A 15,658-nucleotide genomic window follows, 5' to 3' on the forward strand; every position below is an offset into this window, starting at 1 on the left:
AGTATTTTTACCTGACCCTGGTTCTGCTGCTGGCGGCTGGTGGATCGTTCATGACTGACGCTGCCGCGAAAAATAAGACAACGACCGCCGTCTTCGCCGGCGGATGTTTCTGGTGCCTGGAGCAGCCCTTTGACAGCCTGCCGGGCGTGATAGAGGTAATGCCCGGCTATTCCGGCGGGCACATGAAGGATCCGACCTATAGGGATGTCTGCTCCGGCGAGACCGGACATTACGAAGCGGTGCGCATCACCTACGATCCGGCCAAGATCGGCTACGCCCAATTGCTGGAGCACTTCTGGCGGCAGATAGACCCCACCGACAATCAGGGTCAGTTCGCCGACCAGGGACCGCAGTACCAGACCGCCATCATCTATCAGAATGAGGAGCAGAAGAAACTGGCCGAACAATCCAAGGCGGCCCTGCAGAGCGCTGGGAAGTTCAAACAGCCCATCGCCACGGCCATTCTGGCTTATAAAAACTTCTATCCGGCCGAGGAATACCACCAAAAATATTACCAGAAATGCCCGGCCCGCTACAGCACCTACAAGCTGATGTCCGGTCGCGATTCTTATTTGAAGAAGACCTGGAAAGACGCCCCGCAGGTAAAAAAATATGTCAAACCCGGCGACAAGGAGCTGAAGAAAAAGCTGTCGGCACTGCAATACCAGGTGACCCAGAAGAGCGCCACCGAGCCGCCCTTCCTGAACAAATACTGGAACGAGAAGCGTGAGGGCATTTACGTGGACATCACCACCGGCCAGCCCTTGTTCAGTTCAAAGGACAAATTCGATTCGGACTGCGGCTGGCCCAGCTTTACCAAGCCTTTGGAGACCAGCCTGGTGGTGGAAAAGAAGGACACCGGTTTCGGCCGGGTAAGGACCGAAGTGCGCAGCCAGGCCGGCGACTCCCACCTGGGGCATGTGTTCGATGACGGCCCCCAGCCGACAGGTTTGCGTTACTGCATCAATTCTGCATCGCTGAGGTTCATCCCGGTGGAGGACCTGGAGAAGGAAGGTTACGGGAAGTATAAGAAGCTGTTTAACAATAGTAAGGAATAAAGATTTATGGATTTCTTTCGTTGGGCCGCCATTGTTCTTGGTGGAATGCTTGTTTTTGGCGGGATCCGGGCCATCCGCAAACGGGACGCCGATGTGGTGGAAAACATCACCGGGCAAAAAGCGGTCCGTCTGGGGTGGCTCTGGATCGCTATGGGAGTTTTGTTTTTGGCCTTTGCGGCCTTTAACCATCCTGTCTTAAGAACTCTCTTTCGCACATTTATGGAAGCCCCTTGATCTCAGAAAGAAGCGAATAAGCCGTGGCTTAAAGCCACGGCTTATTTTTGTTTCATTTCATTTGACAACCAAATGTTTGTAATATATAATGAAATCCTGGTCAGGTTAACAACCAAACAAAAAAAAGATCATCGTTTTAAACAAGGAGGCAACATGAAAAGATCGATAACTCACGTCCTCGGCCTGTTCCTGGCGCTGGCGGGCTTCAGCCTTTCCCGGGCCGCCGATCCGGACCTGAAGGGCGGCATGGACCACCCCCTGCTGACCAGGATGCCCGGCTTCCATATCTCGGATTACAAGGACACAGAATTCGACAGCCATAAATTCATCGGCCAGGACAAGAAGGCGGTTGTCATCGAGGGTCACAAGTACTATATCGAATACCGCCTGGACAAGGGATTGCCGGAGTCCGGAGAGTTGAAGATCAGGAGGAACATCCAGGAGGCCCTGAAAAAGATAGGCGGAAAGGTGATCTTCGACGACAATTTCAACCGGGCCTCCACCATTGTGCTTAAGAAGGACGGCCGGGAGACGTGGGTCGGGGTTTCGTCATTCAATAACTGGTACCGACTGACCATCGTCGAAAAGCAGGCCATGGAGCAGGAGATGGTGGCCAATGCCGAGGCCCTGGGCAACGGCATCAATACCGCCGGCCATGTTTCGGTTTACGGCATATATTTTGACACCGGCAAGTCCGAGATAAAGCCCGAATCCGACGCCGCCATCTCGGAGATCGCCAAGCTTCTTCAGAACAACCCAACGCTTAAACTGTACGTGGTCGGCCACACCGACAACGTGGGCTCCTTTGACTCTAACCTCAAGCTGTCGCTGGACCGGGCCGCTGCCGTGGTAACGGCGCTGACCGGCAAACACGGAATAGCCGCGGCCCGCTTGAGCCCCCATGGGGTGGCCTCCCTTTCGCCGGTCACCTCCAATGACACGGAGGAGGGAAGGGCCAGGAACCGCCGGGTGGAATTGGTCAAGCAGTAGTACCGGTCTGTTTAATACGGTTAGTAAAAGCCGTGGCGTTAAGCCACAGCTTAACGGATAATATTATATCTTTGATAACCTCTATCAGTTATAATACACTGAAATACATAAGAAGTATAAAAACAACCGTTAGCCATCAAATTTAATTAAAAAGATGAAAATAATAAAAAAGGAGTATATTTACAAAGAATCTCGCGATGATTTGCTCGCTCAGTTGAGGGGTAAGGTGTTTCATGTGACTACACACCACACCTTTTATAGCATGCAAGCAAGCGGGTTTATTGGGCATAATAAAGAAGAACGATTCCCATTGAACACCACGTCAGAAAACAGTTTGGGGCGAAAGCGGGGCTGGGTGTGCTTTTTTGATTTAAGAAATATTTCGGATGAAGATTTGGAATGGACATTAAGGAAATATTACTTCCTTGAACCTGATTGGTTTACACGTTATACAAAAGAAGATACTATCTCGGAATTGGCATATTTAATTCTAGATGACAGTGCTTTATCTAAAATCATTTCGATTGAGGATGTTAAAAAGAATGAAGGTCAAACACAAATTTATGAGCACTATGTGCCAGAGGCTGAAGTATGGTACCCGAGTGATGTGCCATTTTCTTTAGTAAAAGAGGTATTGCTTGTAATAATTCAAAGAAAAGCACCGAAGGATAAACCTTGGCTGTATGCACATCATATGGATGCATATGAAAAACAGCAAAATAAATCTGGTAGCTAACAAACCGCTTACCATTTTCGTTAGCAACCAAAATGAAGAAGCCGTGGCATAATGCCACGGCTTCTTCGTTTTCTAATTCTCCCTCTCCGAATATATTCCCCTTCCCCCATGGGGAAGGGGTAGGGGTTAGGTCAGGCGCCCGCCATCATCTTCTTCACGTCCTCCTCCACGCCCGCCGTCGGCTGGACATTGAACTTCTCCACCAGCACCTTCAGCACATTGGGAGACACAAAGGCCGGCAGGGTCGGCCCCAGGTGGATGTTCTTCACGCCCAGATGCAGCAAGGCCAGCAGCACCAGCACCGCCTTCTGCTCGTACCAGGCAATGTCGAAGCTCAGCGGCAGTTCGTTGATGTCCTTCAATCCGAAGGCGTCCCTCAGGGCCAATGCGATCAACACCAGGGAATAGCTATCGTTGCACTGCCCGGCGTCTAAGACCCTTGGTATTCCGCCGATATCGCCCAGGTTCAGCTTGTTGTAGCGGTACTTGGCGCAACCGGCTGTCAGAATCACCGCGTCCTTGGGCAGGGCTTTGGCTATGTCGGTAAAATATTCCCGGGACTTGTGCCGGCCGTCGCAGCCGGCCATCACCACAAAACGCTTGATGGCGCCGCTTTTGACGGCCTCGATGACCTTGGGGGCCAAAGCCAGCACCTGGTTGTGGGCAAAGCCGATGGTCAAGTTGCCGTCTTCCAGTTTCTCCGGCGCCTTGGACTTTTGGGCCATGGTAATGACGGCGGAAAAGTCCTTTTGCTGGCCCTGCTTCCGGTCGGCGATGTGCTTCATTCCCGGAAAGCCCACCACCCCGGTGGTGAACACCCGATCCTTGTAGCTGTCCTTGGGCGGAACCAGGCAGTTGGTGGTCATCAGCACCGGGCCGTTGAACTTCTCAAATTCCTCGTTCTGGTGCCACCAGGAACCGCCGTAGTTGCCGTGGAAATTGGTATATTTCTTGAAGAACGGATAAGCGTTGGCCGGAAGCATCTCGCCGTGGGTGTATACGTCCACCCCCTTGCCCTTGGTCTGCTCCAGCAGTTCTTCCAGGTCCCTCAGGTCGTGGCCGCTGATCAGGATCCCTGGATTCTTGCCGACATCCAATTTGACGCTGGTGATCTCCGGGTGCCCGTACTTTCCGGTATTGGCCTTATCCAAGAGGGCCATGGCCTTTACCCCGTACTCGCCGCACTTGAGCACCAGCCCGGTCAGCTCGTCGGCCGAAAGCCCGTCGTCCAGCGTGGTGGCCAGGGCCTGCTGCATGAACAGCAGGATATCGTTGTCTTTGACATCCAGCACATAGGCATGATGGGCATAGGCTGCCAGTCCCTTTAGGCCGAACAGCAGCAGAGACCGCAGGGAGCGGACGTCCTCGTTGGCCGTGGCCAGAATGCCCACCCCGGCGCCCTTGAGCAGATACTCGTTAAGGCCGCTTTTACCGGACCAGGTGGCGGCATCGGGAAGCTTTTCGGTTGAACCTGATGCGCCCGCCTTTTTAAGCCCGTCGCGGAGCTCCCTGGCCCGGTCTATCTGCCTGACGAAATATTCGGGATCGAAGTTGACATTGGTGATGGTGGCGAACAGCTGCTCCATCACGAATTCCGAGGCCTGGGGATCGCATTTCCCGGTCTCCTTGGCCTTGACATTGAGATATGAAATGCCCTTGAGGGTGTGGATCAGCAGATCTTGCAGCACCGCCACCTGGTCGGGCTTGCCGCAGACGCCCTTGGCCCCGGCGCAGCCCTTGTTGCCGGCCGTCTCCTGGCATTGATGACAGAACATGGTCATGAAAATCTCCTTTATTGGTTGTTTTAAAAGCTTACCACCTTGTCCGAGGTCTTTATCATTTCATACAGGTCCTTCATGGATGAAAGCGGGCACATCTCCGTGCCTTCCTTGTGGCGCATTTTCAGGCAGGTGCCGCAGGCCAGGATCTTGCCGCCCTGATCGTGGAAGGCCTGCATCTGCTCCGTGACCTTGAACTTGTCGTTATCCAATGACTGGCATTCCACCCCCTTGGCCAGCAGAAAGACGCTGGCCTGGTCGCCCTGCCCCAGCGAGTAGACGCCCAGCCGGAAGGCGTTCCAGACCGTTTCGGCGTCCTGCGAATAGATGATGATGCCCAATTTCATTATCTTCTTCTTTCATAAATGTTTCGTGTTTTTAGTGGGCAAAGGATTATTTAATTTCGGGGTTGGGTGTCTTTATCACCAAAAAACTAAGGTCTTCCGGTTTCTGGTTGGTGATGTGCATCGGGGTTCCCCGCGCCACTGCGGCCAGCTGGCCGTGCTTGATGACATGGTCTTTTTCCTCAAAGTTGAAAACGCCTTCGCCCTGCAGCACTATCAGGTACACCATGTCGGCGTTGGCCAGATGCTTTGGCACTTCCTGGCCCTGCTTAAGGTGAAGATAGTTGACCAGCCCCTGGGGCTGGTTGAAAACGCCCTTGCGGGCCTTCTCTGTGGCGTTGAAGTCCAAGGTTTCAATGGTTATCATACTAACCTCCAAGTTAAACCACAAAGACACCAAGGCACCATATCGCAATAATAATTTGCTCTGTGTCTCTGAGCCTCTGTGGCATATTTAGTCCAGGGGCTCAAAGTTGCTCTTGTCCACCTGGCAGATCGGGCAGACCCAAGTATCGGGTATCTTTTCGAACGGCGTCCCCGGGGCAATGCCGGAATCGGGGTCGCCTGCGGCCGGGTCGTAGATGTAATCGCAGACCACGCAACGGTATTTTTTCATGGCTCCTCCTTTGCTATCGGTTTGTTTTAAGGCCGGTTTGATGTTTTTCCGGTATTGGGCGTAGGTCAGGGGTTCTCCGCCGGAGAAGGTCTCCGCCGAGACCACTTCCCCCAGGAAGATGGTGTGGCTGACGGCGTCAAAAGCGTTTATGACCTTGCACTCGATGGCGCCCAGGGTATCCTTGGTGATCAGATGGCATCCGGTGGCCCCGGTCTTGTATTCGGTATCGACACATTTGTCCTCCTGGCGCCCTGATCTCAGCCCCCAGTGGCGGATCAGTTCCGCTGGAGCGGTGTCTGCCAGGATGGATACGGCAAACACCTGGTTCTTGGAGATGAAATCGTGGGTCAGGTTGTCCTTTTTGATGCAAACGCCTATCGTCGGCGGGTTGGCGCCGGCCTGGAACACCGCATCGGCGGTGAATCCGTTGCAGCGGCCCTGGTCCACCGAGGTGATGATATAAAGGCCGTAGGTCAGTTTATTCAATGTGGTAAGGTCTATCATCACAGCCTCTCCCCTTTCACCGTGATGGTCTCCACCGTGATGGACATCCGTTTGCCGGAATCCTTCAAAGCCTGACGCACCAGCCGCAGCAGGCCCTGGCAGCAGGGCACCTCCATGATGGCCACGGTGATCGACCGGATATCGTTCTGCCGGAAGATCCCGGTCAGCTTTTCCAGATAGGGCTCGGTACGGTCCAGCTTGGGACAGGCTATGATCAGAGACTTGCCGGCCAGCATCACCCGGTGAAAATCCCCGTAGGAGAAAGGCAGGCAGGAGGAGGCGATCAGCAGGTCGGCATTTTGAAAGAATGGGGCGTTGACCGGCACCAGGTGCAGTTGGATGGGCCAGTGGACCAGCTGAGAGTTTACGGTTGTGTCGTTTGAAGTTGCCGGGGTTTGCTTGTTATGACTGACCTGCGAGCCGGGGCAGGCATGTCGGGGCAATTCATGAATTGCCCTTACTGATTCTTCTTCATACTCTGTTGCTTCCCTCTCGATTATCCTGATGGCCTCCTGGGGGCAATGCCCCAGACAGGCCCCCAGCCCGTCGCAGTATTTGTCGCTGACCAGCCGGGCCTTGCCGTCAACTATCTTCAGCGCGCCCTCCGCGCAGTTGGGAATGCACTGGCCGCAGCCGTTGCATTTATCCTGGTCTATTTGGACGATCTTGCGTTTCATTATTTTCCATTTCGTGGGGGCTATCGGCCGATCGCCCCTGGTTAAGGTTCACACAAAGGTTGACAGTTTGGCCGAGTTCAGCCGGTTGTCCAGGTCCTTCTGCAGTCTGGTAAGGGCCGGATATATCGGGCAGACGTGGTGCCTGCAGCGCCCCTGGCTCATGCAGGCGCTGACCGACAGGGCTCCGTCCACCGCCGCAAAGATCTGCTTGACCAGTATTTTGTTCGCCGGCCTTCCCAGAAAAAGCCCGCCGGCCTTCCCCCGCTTGGTAGTCAATAAACCGGCCTTGGCCAATTGCTGGGCGATCTTGGACATGAAAGCCGGGGTGGTCTTTAGGCGCTTGGCCAGGGCCGAGGCCGCCAAGGGCCGCCCTTCTTCCTGCCGGGCCAGGATGATCATGGCCTGCAGGGCGTATTCGTTTCTTTTGGTGATCAGCATAATTTTATTAATAAGACTTATTTAGTCCTATTATACATCAAAAAAAGAAAATGTCAAGCCTTATCTTGATATATGTTTGAGAAATCTTAAAATCGTTCCGCGGCTATATCGCCTCCAGCACCACCTTAAGTTTATCCCTTATCTGCGAAGCCTCCCCCAAAAGCGAAGGGCTGTCAATGGCCCTGACCCCGGCCACCGGGTCCACTATCGATACTTCGATCCTCTCGGGGGAGACCTCGTCCACCACCACATTACAGGGCAGCAACAGCCCGATCTTGGCCTCCTTCTGAAGGACCTTGTAGGTGAAAGGCGCGTTGCAGATCCCCAGTATCAGATACTTCCTAAAATCCATGTTCAGCTTGGTCTTGAAGGTCTCCTGCATATCCAGCTGGGTCACAATACTGAACCCCTCTTTTTGCAGGTTGAAGGTCACCCGGCGCAGCGCCTTGTCGAAGGGTGCGTGTATCATTTTGCTCATGTAATAGCTCATGATATTTTCCTTTCATCTGTTGATACTGCTGTTTACTACGACCAAGTATTTACGGACTTCGTCACGGCTGGTCTCCGGGGACAGCCGGCTAAGGATAATCACCATAAGGGCAAAAACCAAAACCAAAACTTAACAGTATCCCTGTATAAATCATTGTAATACAAGCCGGCTTTGCTGTCAATTTCAAAAATAAAAAAAGCCGCTCCGGAATTTCCGGCAACGGCTTTTGACCCGGTGGTCGGTTTTCACACAGCTTGACGTAACCACACCTTCAACTAATAATATGGAGGGAATTTTTTATTTTATTTATGATAGCCGATCGAAAACATATGGGTGGAGCCCAGGTCCTTCCCCGGGATCATGGCGTAGTCCACCGAGATCCCCCTGATGGAGGTGCCGAAACCGAAACGCATCCAGGACAGGAAACCCTGGTCGCGCTCGGTTTTCAGCCCGGCCCGCAGCGCCAGATACTGCCCCAGGGAATATTCGGCGCCCAATGATAACACCGGCGCATCGTCCAAGGGGACGTCAATGGAGACCGCCGGGACCAGCGGGGTGTTGTAAAAGTAATAGGTGGCGCCCAGGGAGAAGGTTATGGGAAGCCCTCCGCTTTCATCGTGAAAATTGAGGCCCGGACCGATGTTCCTCAGGGACGAACCCAGGGTGACCCTCTGGAATTTCTTTATCGCCCCGATATCGAACATCACCGAGCTGGCCGATTCCTGTTCGATGGACTCGTGCAGCAATTTGGCATTCACCCCGGCCTGCATTTTCAGGCCCGGGAATTTGCGGGCATAGCCGGCGATCATTCCCAGGTCGCTGCCGTTGAAGACCGTCTGGTTGCGGGCGTGTTCGTCCAGGCCGATCATGTCTCCGTAGTTGAAATGGCTCAGGGCCAGGGAAAAGGCATTCTGGCCGGAGGTCATGGCCCCGGCCAGATATCCGTAGTACATGTCCAGATAGGTGGGGGCCATCGAAGCGCTGAAGGTCATCCTGCCCAGGTCGGCCAGCCCGGCCGGGTTCCAGTAGGAGCTGTAGATGTCGCCGGTGACGGCGCAGAAGGCCTCGCCCATGGCGGTGGGCCGGGCTCCCTGGGGCAGGGTCATAAAGACGCCCGATCTGTCGCCGGGGGTCAGGGCCTTTAAGGATGAATTCAACGCTGTCAGAAGTAAGATGATTAATATTTTTTTCATTGTCGTCTCTCCGTCATCTCAATATTGCGATCTTGCCGGTCTTCTTGTGCCCCAGGGGGTTGGTGACCGACCACAGGTAGACGCCGCTGGCAGCTTCCGGGACCCAGGTGGCCAGGCCGTCGCCGTTGCTTTCTTCGATGGTGGCCAGCAGACGGCCTTTGATATCGTAGATCTTCAGGGTGGCCGCCGGGGTCAGCCCCTCGAAGCTGACGGTCCGGTGGCCCAGCCAGTATTTGAAGGGGTTGGGAAAGACCTTCAGGTTCTCCAGGTCGGCGGTGGCGGTCGGGCCCTGCACCACTATCCGGATGGAATCGCTGTCCACCGTCAGGTCGTTGCCCACCGCCCGCAGCTTGGCATAGCCCACGTAGCGCCCGGCCGGCGTGCCCTCCGGCACGTACAGGGTGACGGTGACGTCCAGGGTCTGGCCGATGCTCAGGTCGGGGAAGACCTCCGGATATTCGATGAACCCGGCGGTAAGGGTCAGCGAGGGATTGTCGACGTTGTGCAAAGTGATGCCGTTGGCCGTCAGGCTGTCGATCACCGCGGTGCTGGGTCCGTCCAGGGAGTCGGGGTTGATCCCGCTGCCGGTGTTGGCCAGGCGGAAGCCGCGGGAGACCCAGGCCGGGCCGGCCGGCAGGATGCCGAAGTTAAGGCTGTCGCCGTGGGCGTCCAGGGCATCGGGGAAGATGTCCAGGTCCACCCGGCTGACCACCACGTGGCCGTGCCGGGAATAGATGTTGCCGGTGGTGTCCTCGATCAGGTCCCGCCACACCAGGAAGAAGTTGGCCACCGAGTCGATGTTGGTGATGGCCACCGCCGGCGGATAGAAGGTGTTGCCGAAGTTGGCCCCGCTGTTGCCGGTGTAGGTGTCGAACATCTTGTAGGACGGGGTGAATTCATTTATCGTATCATTGAAGGCGCACAATCTGAGCTCGAACAGGGAGTCGGTAGCGCCCAGGTTGGAATGCCAGACCACGATCATATTTCCTGTGGTCTGGTCGATGGCCATCCGGGGCCGGTAGTTCCAGGTGCCTGATAGGGTGTCGCTGACCCGGACGTTGGCCGAGAAGGCGGCCGAAGTGTCGGCCTTTTGGCTGAAGAACAGCACCGGCTGGGCGTTGGAGGCCGCCACCCCGGTCCGGGTGTCCTCCCATATCACCATGGTCTTGCTGTTGATCCGGTCGATGGTGGGGTTCTGCATCCGGGCCACGTCTCCGTTGTCGTTGATCAGCAACTCCGCCGCCCCGAAGCTCAGCCCGTAGTCGTTTGACTGGTTGAAGTAGATGTCGCACTGCGGGTCGTTGGTGTTGCCGCCGTCGCTCCGCTCGTAGGTCACGAAGACCCGGCCGTTGTCATCGCAGACTATGGCCGGATGCTTGGCAGCTCTAGCGGAGTCCACGTTGACCAGGACCATTCCCGAAAAATTGACATCCTTGGTCAGGGAGCGGGAACAACGGATCTTGGTGGCCTCTGCCCCGGTGGCCTCGGTCCACACTAAATATAGGATGCTGTCGGCCGGGTCCACCGCTATCCGGGGCAGCAGGCCGTAGTTGTTGGCGTCGTCCTTGTTGTTCAGTATGGACGGCCCCTTGATGGTATCGGGCGGACTGAAGGTGGCCCCGCCGTCGGTGGATTTGGAGAGGTATATCCGCCAGTAGGTGTCTGGATATTTCACCTGCCACACCACGTAGATGGTGCCGGACCGGGCCTTGACCATCCAGGGATAGACATTGTCCAGGCTGTCGTTGCAGACCACCACGTTGGGCCGGGAATAACTGGCCGCCAGGTCGGTGGATTTGGCGAAATAGATAGCGTGGCTGGTGTCGTTATCCCGGTCATCCTCCCAGACCGTGTAGACCCGTGGACTGGAGGCCAGACTGTCATCGATTATGGTGTAGGGATGAATGGCCTGATGGGGACCGCTTCCCAAGGCATCGTCCACCCTCACCCGGTCGCCCCAGGTTATCCCCTGGGACCAGGCCAGGGCCGGCAGAAGAAGAAATAACAGCCATGATCTTTTTGACATATTTCCCTCTGATTAATTATAATTGTCTTGCCTTTATGAGGTTATGCAGATTTAGATAACATTGCCTCCTTTTCGGTTCCCTTAAAATAAAAAACCGCCGAAAGGCGGTTGATAATTTGCATTCCATATGTTCTATGTCTTGGGTGTTCTTTTATCATTCAAAGCGATCATTTTACCTGCCAAAATGATCGGCCGGGTTATGGTCTGTCCGCCAATATATACCCCGCGTTAATGGCAGGGGACAGTCGGCGTCATCGGGGGGCTGATCCAGAAGAGTTCGACCAACGGCTAGGAGAAGATCCCCCTCCTGGGCGATATCCCCTTCCTGGGGACTTTGTTCTCCAGGACCTCCAGCACCGCCGAGGAGAGCGAACTGGTGATCTATATCACGCCGCACATACTGACCTGTTGCGGCATCCTGTACATGCCCGGTGAACTTGTGCGTATTGCCCGTGGCTGTTGTGTTGTAGTCTCCGCCGAAGGCGTAATAATCCTGCCGCCAGATAACATTGCCTAATTGGTCGGTCATCACCCGCGGAAATTTTGGCTTACCTCACCGCCACAAATAATATAACAGGAACCCCAGCAGGACGATCCCGGCCGAGGCCGGCATCAGATAGCGATACACCTGGCCCCAGTTGGCCTTAAAATACTCCCGGGTCAAAGCCAGGCACAGATGGCTGGGGGAGACCAGCACCCCGCCCAGCCCGGCCACAAAGGCCAGGACATACCAGTTGAGCGACCCCGTGGGAGACCCGAATATTCCCAGCAGCAGGGGAAAGGCCACCGCCACATAGCCCTGGCTGATCCCGGTCAGCAGGCCCACCAGGAACGGCAGGAGGGATATTATGACCACCGTGGGCACCCCGCCGCCCAACAGGATCCCCGGCAGGGCCGCTATGGCCCCGCTGGTCTCCAGCATCCCCTTGAAGACCATCACCCCGACGATCAGCAGCAGGGTCATCGGTTTGAAGGAATCCCACAGCAGGCCGGGGATCTTTCTCATCTGGTATCTCAACCCCAGGGCCAGGCCCGCCACCGCCAGGGCGGTCATCAGCGCCAGGTCGAACTTGAAGGCCAGCACCGATACTATCACGAACAGCACCGGGGACATGGTCAGCAGGACGTCCCTCCAGGCCCTTTTGTAATCGGCCGCCTGGTCCCACCGGTCCCTTTTCACCCCGCGCCATCCCACCAGCCAGCCGATGACGATGGCGCCGGCGGCATAGGGCCATTGTTTGTATATCAGGTCGGCCACCGGACGTCCGGCCAGCACCGCCGCCAGCAGCAGACCGGGATACAGCGGGAACACCGCCTCCCAGATATGGCGGTACCAGTAGTTGATGAAGGTCTTCCGGCCGGGCGACAGCTCCATATGCTGAGTGGCCTCCCTCACCAGCGGGGCGGAGAACATGGCCCCCCCGGCCGAGGGCAGGAATCCGATGAAGGCCGGCATGAAGGAGGCCACCAGCCGGTGGTCGCGGAACAGCACCTTCAAAGCGCCGACCATCCTGGCCAGCAGGCCGCCGGTCCGCAGCAGGTTCTCCAGGATGGCTATCAGGTAGAGGACGATGACCAGGTATATGGTGGTCTCAAAATCCAGGGCCGCCCGCAGGGCGCTCCGCCACATATCTCCCGGCGATACGGTGAATAAAAGGCCCAGGGACAGCGAAGCCAGGAGCATCACCGGGCCCAAGGGCCATCTGCGCCACAGCAGGAATACTATCAGGGCAAATATCAGCAATATTTTTAAGATTATCAGCATCGGGTCATCATAAAATCATTGACACCATTTTACTTTAATCCCTCCGCCAGGTCAATGATTTTTATACTCGGAGGTTATTGATCTTTTTCCTGTCATTCCTGCGAAAGCAGGAATCCATGGCGCCGTTAAACTGCCTTTAATGAAATAATGATGTTCACTTGCCGGCATTGCTCGCACTATTTCCTTGACATTCCCCGGCCGGTAAAATATACTTTTTCAATGAACCATCATAAGACAAGACAGACCCCGCCCAAGCCTGACAACTGGGGGAGGATCTATCCCCGGGCCATCCGGGCCGAAAAGGATTTTTGCCAGATAGAGCGGGGCGACCGGATACTGATAGGCCTTTCCGGGGGCAGCGACAGCCTGGTGATGCTGGACATCCTGTCCCAGCAGCATAAAAAACTGGGCCGCAGCCTGGGAATATCCATCATCGCCGGGCACGTGCCGGGAGAGTTCCAGGGAAAGCCCATCGCCCCGGCAAAAAAACTGGAGAAGATCTGCTCCGGGCTGGAGGTCCCCTTTGTTGCCTCTTCCTCCCCGCTCAGCGATGATATTTATAACGACTGCTTCAAATGCTCCCTGGCCCGCCGGAGATCGCTGTTCGATCTGGCCGAGGAGCAGGGCTGCAACAAGATCGCTTTGGGACACAACGCCGACGACCTGGTGGAGACCGCTCTGCTGAATATCATGTACTCCGGAAAACTGGCCGCCATCCTGCCCAGACAGCCGATCTTAAAAGGCAAGATGCATATCATCCGGCCGCTGGCCTACGTTTGGAAGGAGGAGATCGTAAAATATTCCTTTCAAAGATTCGGCCGAATAAAGACCTTCTCCTGTCCCGGCACAAAGGGCTCCCGGCGGCTGGTGATCCGCCGAATGCTGACCCGCCTGCAGTCCGGCGGCTCTCCGGTAAAAGAGAACATATTGAAGGCCATCTCCAATCCCAAACTGGAATATCTGCCGATGATCCAAAACAATCGCAAATAGGACAAAAGGGCCGATACCGGGCCTGGTGCTTTTGGTAATGTCATATGATTATCCCCTTGGTTCAGGGAAGGACGGAGGATCATAACGGGACGCTGATAAACGCAGATTATTTTCAAATATCAGCGTGAATCGGCAGCCATCAGCGGATATCTGCGTTCCGGTTGGTCTTTGGTCTCGGCTTCCTGAATGAATGGGATGGTCATTTGATGTCAATAACCGCCTGCAGCTGTCGAAACGATCGGGCAGGCCCTGCGGGACAGCATGGGCTGGGATGCATTTCTCCAAGGCCGAGGATCTGGCAAAACAATAATTTATGGATCATATATGTCGTGGATTATCGTCATAACAATGTTCCTGTCCGCCGGGCTGTATCTGTTCTTCGGATACCGCAGTGTCGCCGGGTCCATTCGGGCCCTGGCCCAGGAAAGCCGGACCGACCTGCGGTCCGTAATTTTCCGGGTCCTGTCGGTGGCGGCTTTGGTGCTGCATTTCTTCAGCTATCTGCTGTACAAGGCCTTCCCGGCCTTCAAATTCATCCCTGCCGAATTTTTATGGGACCGCTGGTTCTCCCTGGCCGCCGCCGCCATCATCGGCCTTCCCGCCGCCGTCATCTGGATCAGGGGGATGATCGACGCCGGGCCGGAGAGCATCGCCCTAAAGGACCGCCGGGCCCCGGCCCGGGGGATCTACCAAAGGATCCGCCATCCCCAGGCCCTGGGCAAGATGGCCCTCCCCCTGGTGGTTGCATTGATGCTCAATTCCCCTTTCCTGGCGCTGTTCTCCCTGCTGTGGATCCCCGCCTTCTGCCTGCTGTGCCGGATCGAGGAAAAGGGCCTGGAGCTGCAATTGGGCGAGGAATATCTGAACTACAAGGGGGCCACCGGGTTCTTCGTTCCCCGCCGGGCGGCCATCCGTCAGGCCCTGCCGGAGAACTGCCTCAACTGCGGGGCATTGTTGCACGGCAAATACTGCCATGACTGCGGACAGAAGAACACCGACATCAACGTCCCCTTCAGGGAGCTGCTGCACGAATTTTTATGGGACGAACTGCGGATCGACTCGCGCTTTGTCCACACCCTGGTGCCGCTGATCATCAGGCCCGGCTTCCTGACCGCCGACTACGTGGCCGGCAAAAGAATGCGCTATGTCCCCCCCTTGAGGACCTATGTGATCATCAGCTTCGTGCTGTTCCTGCTGCTGGCCATGACCAGCAAACGCTCCCACCTGGAAGAGCTGTCCGGGGAGCCCGAAACGAAGATCGAGATCAAAGCCGGGGATGAGGCCCCCGGGCCATTGGCCGGGCAGGACCCTGCCGCCGCCCCGGGGGATACCCTAAGCTTCGACCACCGCTTCACCAGATTGGTCGAGGAGGGCTACCGCCGCGGGACCAAGGATCCCGAACTGTTCGTGGAAACGTTGATCGAGCGGTTCGCCCAGGGCATGTTCCTGCTGATGCCGCTGTTTGCCCTGCTGCTGAAACTCCTCTACATCCGTTCCGGCCGCTATTACATGCAGCACCTGATATTCTCCATTCATTTCCACGCCTTCGTTTTTCTGACCATTCTGGTCGTCACCGCCACCCGTTTTCTCCACATCCCGGTGCTCAGCCAGTGGCTGAGCCTGCTGATCATGACCATTCCCCTATACCTGTACCTAAGCCTGAAAAGGTTCTACCGGCAGGGTTTCTGGCCCACCTTTATCAAGCTGAACCTCCTCTCCATCTCCTACGGGGCGATATTCACCGTATTCATCGCTATGATATTGCTGTCATGGCTGGTTCTGTAAAATATCCTGGTTCAATTTGGATTGACTTCGGCCC

General features: G+C 55.8%; 16 protein-coding genes and 1 pseudogene. 7 read left to right on the top strand and 10 right to left on the bottom strand.

Going from position 1 to position 15,658, the window contains the following annotated elements; all coding sequences use genetic code 11:
• Positions 1 to 50: 50 nt before the first annotated feature.
• The 4 genes from msrB (at position 51) to RDU76_00720 (ending at position 3,018) form a co-directional block, all read left to right on the top strand.
• Positions 51 to 1,058 carry a peptide-methionine (R)-S-oxide reductase MsrB gene (gene msrB / locus RDU76_00705; protein ID MDQ7797447.1) on the top strand — a complete coding sequence of 336 codons (1,008 nt, stop codon included), beginning with the start codon at positions 51 to 53 and terminating at the stop codon, positions 1,056 to 1,058.
• A gap of 6 nt (positions 1,059 to 1,064) precedes the next feature.
• Positions 1,065 to 1,292, top strand: coding sequence for a hypothetical protein (locus RDU76_00710; GenBank protein MDQ7797448.1), 228 nt, complete (start codon positions 1,065 to 1,067; stop codon positions 1,290 to 1,292).
• Between the two features lie 153 nt (positions 1,293 to 1,445).
• The gene (locus RDU76_00715; GenBank protein MDQ7797449.1) at positions 1,446 to 2,282 is read left to right on the top strand and encodes an OmpA family protein; all 837 of its coding nucleotides are present in this window, start codon (positions 1,446 to 1,448) and stop codon (positions 2,280 to 2,282) included.
• Between the two features lie 154 nt (positions 2,283 to 2,436).
• Entirely contained in the window at positions 2,437 to 3,018 is a 582-nt protein-coding gene (locus RDU76_00720; protein MDQ7797450.1) for a hypothetical protein, read from the top strand.
• Between the two features lie 131 nt (positions 3,019 to 3,149).
• On the opposite strand, the gene hcp is transcribed toward RDU76_00720, so the two are convergent.
• From hcp to RDU76_00765, 9 genes are all read right to left on the bottom strand, one after another.
• A complete protein-coding gene (gene hcp, locus RDU76_00725; GenBank protein MDQ7797451.1) occupies positions 3,150 to 4,799 on the bottom strand; it encodes a hydroxylamine reductase in 1,650 nt (549 codons plus the stop codon).
• A gap of 23 nt (positions 4,800 to 4,822) precedes the next feature.
• A complete protein-coding gene (locus RDU76_00730; GenBank protein ID MDQ7797452.1) occupies positions 4,823 to 5,143 on the bottom strand; it encodes a DsrE family protein in 321 nt (106 codons plus the stop codon).
• A gap of 46 nt (positions 5,144 to 5,189) precedes the next feature.
• Positions 5,190 to 5,507, bottom strand: coding sequence for a cupin domain-containing protein (locus RDU76_00735; protein MDQ7797453.1), 318 nt, complete (start codon positions 5,505 to 5,507; stop codon positions 5,190 to 5,192).
• A gap of 87 nt (positions 5,508 to 5,594) precedes the next feature.
• Positions 5,595 to 6,260 carry a flavin reductase gene (locus RDU76_00740; protein ID MDQ7797454.1) on the bottom strand — a complete coding sequence of 222 codons (666 nt, stop codon included), beginning with the start codon at positions 6,258 to 6,260 and terminating at the stop codon, positions 5,595 to 5,597.
• The gene (locus RDU76_00745) at positions 6,260 to 6,937 is read right to left on the bottom strand and encodes a 4Fe-4S binding protein (GenBank protein MDQ7797455.1); all 678 of its coding nucleotides are present in this window, start codon (positions 6,935 to 6,937) and stop codon (positions 6,260 to 6,262) included. The genes RDU76_00740 and RDU76_00745 overlap by 1 nt, the downstream gene beginning before the upstream one ends.
• Before the next feature lie 48 nt (positions 6,938 to 6,985).
• A complete protein-coding gene (locus RDU76_00750; GenBank protein ID MDQ7797456.1) occupies positions 6,986 to 7,375 on the bottom strand; it encodes an Rrf2 family transcriptional regulator in 390 nt (129 codons plus the stop codon).
• 103 nt (positions 7,376 to 7,478) lie between these two features.
• Positions 7,479 to 7,865 carry a DUF302 domain-containing protein gene (locus RDU76_00755; GenBank protein MDQ7797457.1) on the bottom strand — a complete coding sequence of 129 codons (387 nt, stop codon included), beginning with the start codon at positions 7,863 to 7,865 and terminating at the stop codon, positions 7,479 to 7,481.
• Positions 7,866 to 8,167: 302 nt separating this feature from the next.
• Positions 8,168 to 9,058, bottom strand: coding sequence for a PorV/PorQ family protein (locus RDU76_00760; GenBank protein MDQ7797458.1), 891 nt, complete (start codon positions 9,056 to 9,058; stop codon positions 8,168 to 8,170).
• Between the two features lie 13 nt (positions 9,059 to 9,071).
• A complete protein-coding gene (locus RDU76_00765; GenBank protein MDQ7797459.1) occupies positions 9,072 to 11,084 on the bottom strand; it encodes a T9SS type A sorting domain-containing protein in 2,013 nt (670 codons plus the stop codon).
• Positions 11,085 to 11,379: 295 nt separating this feature from the next.
• Between RDU76_00765 and RDU76_00770 the strand changes: the two are divergent.
• Positions 11,380 to 11,487, top strand: a pseudogene (locus tag RDU76_00770) (hypothetical protein).
• Between the two features lie 150 nt (positions 11,488 to 11,637).
• Here the strand turns inward: RDU76_00770 and RDU76_00775 are convergent.
• Positions 11,638 to 12,849: a DUF401 family protein gene (locus RDU76_00775; GenBank protein MDQ7797460.1), complete on the bottom strand. Its 1,212-nt coding sequence runs from the start codon at positions 12,847 to 12,849 to the stop codon at positions 11,638 to 11,640.
• Between the two features lie 219 nt (positions 12,850 to 13,068).
• On the opposite strand from RDU76_00775, the gene RDU76_00780 reads away from it, so the two are divergent.
• Positions 13,069 to 13,839, top strand: a complete 771-nt coding sequence (locus RDU76_00780; GenBank protein MDQ7797461.1) for a tRNA 2-thiocytidine biosynthesis TtcA family protein — start codon at positions 13,069 to 13,071, stop codon at positions 13,837 to 13,839.
• Between the two features lie 324 nt (positions 13,840 to 14,163).
• Positions 14,164 to 15,624 carry a DUF3667 domain-containing protein gene (locus RDU76_00785; GenBank protein ID MDQ7797462.1) on the top strand — a complete coding sequence of 487 codons (1,461 nt, stop codon included), beginning with the start codon at positions 14,164 to 14,166 and terminating at the stop codon, positions 15,622 to 15,624.
• Positions 15,625 to 15,658: the final 34 nt, after the last annotated feature.

This window comes from Candidatus Edwardsbacteria bacterium (assembly GCA_031082425.1).
Lineage (GTDB): Bacteria > Edwardsbacteria > AC1 > AC1 > EtOH8 > UBA2226.

What these genes read in the sequence shown, in the direction of transcription:
- RDU76_00715 (MDQ7797449.1), top strand. Translation starts at nt 1,446, where the DNA reads ATGAAAAGATCGATAACTCACGTCCTCGGCCTGTTCCTGGCGCTGGCG.
- RDU76_00740 (MDQ7797454.1), bottom strand. Translation starts at nt 6,260, where the DNA reads ATGATAGACCTTACCACATTGAATAAACTGACCTACGGCCTTTATATC.
- RDU76_00755 (MDQ7797457.1), bottom strand. Translation starts at nt 7,865, where the DNA reads ATGAGCTATTACATGAGCAAAATGATACACGCACCCTTCGACAAGGCG.
- RDU76_00760 (MDQ7797458.1), bottom strand. Translation starts at nt 9,058, where the DNA reads ATGAAAAAAATATTAATCATCTTACTTCTGACAGCGTTGAATTCATCC.
- RDU76_00775 (MDQ7797460.1), bottom strand. Translation starts at nt 12,849, where the DNA reads ATGCTGATAATCTTAAAAATATTGCTGATATTTGCCCTGATAGTATTC.
- RDU76_00710 (MDQ7797448.1), top strand. Translation starts at nt 1,065, where the DNA reads ATGGATTTCTTTCGTTGGGCCGCCATTGTTCTTGGTGGAATGCTTGTT.
- RDU76_00765 (MDQ7797459.1), bottom strand. Translation starts at nt 11,084, where the DNA reads ATGTCAAAAAGATCATGGCTGTTATTTCTTCTTCTGCCGGCCCTGGCC.
- RDU76_00730 (MDQ7797452.1), bottom strand. Translation starts at nt 5,143, where the DNA reads ATGAAATTGGGCATCATCATCTATTCGCAGGACGCCGAAACGGTCTGG.
- msrB (MDQ7797447.1), top strand. Translation starts at nt 51, where the DNA reads ATGACTGACGCTGCCGCGAAAAATAAGACAACGACCGCCGTCTTCGCC.
- RDU76_00785 (MDQ7797462.1), top strand. Translation starts at nt 14,164, where the DNA reads ATGTCGTGGATTATCGTCATAACAATGTTCCTGTCCGCCGGGCTGTAT.
- RDU76_00745 (MDQ7797455.1), bottom strand. Translation starts at nt 6,937, where the DNA reads ATGAAACGCAAGATCGTCCAAATAGACCAGGATAAATGCAACGGCTGC.
- RDU76_00735 (MDQ7797453.1), bottom strand. Translation starts at nt 5,507, where the DNA reads ATGATAACCATTGAAACCTTGGACTTCAACGCCACAGAGAAGGCCCGC.
- hcp (MDQ7797451.1), bottom strand. Translation starts at nt 4,799, where the DNA reads ATGACCATGTTCTGTCATCAATGCCAGGAGACGGCCGGCAACAAGGGC.
- RDU76_00720 (MDQ7797450.1), top strand. Translation starts at nt 2,437, where the DNA reads ATGAAAATAATAAAAAAGGAGTATATTTACAAAGAATCTCGCGATGAT.
- RDU76_00780 (MDQ7797461.1), top strand. Translation starts at nt 13,069, where the DNA reads ATGAACCATCATAAGACAAGACAGACCCCGCCCAAGCCTGACAACTGG.
- RDU76_00750 (MDQ7797456.1), bottom strand. Translation starts at nt 7,375, where the DNA reads ATGCTGATCACCAAAAGAAACGAATACGCCCTGCAGGCCATGATCATC.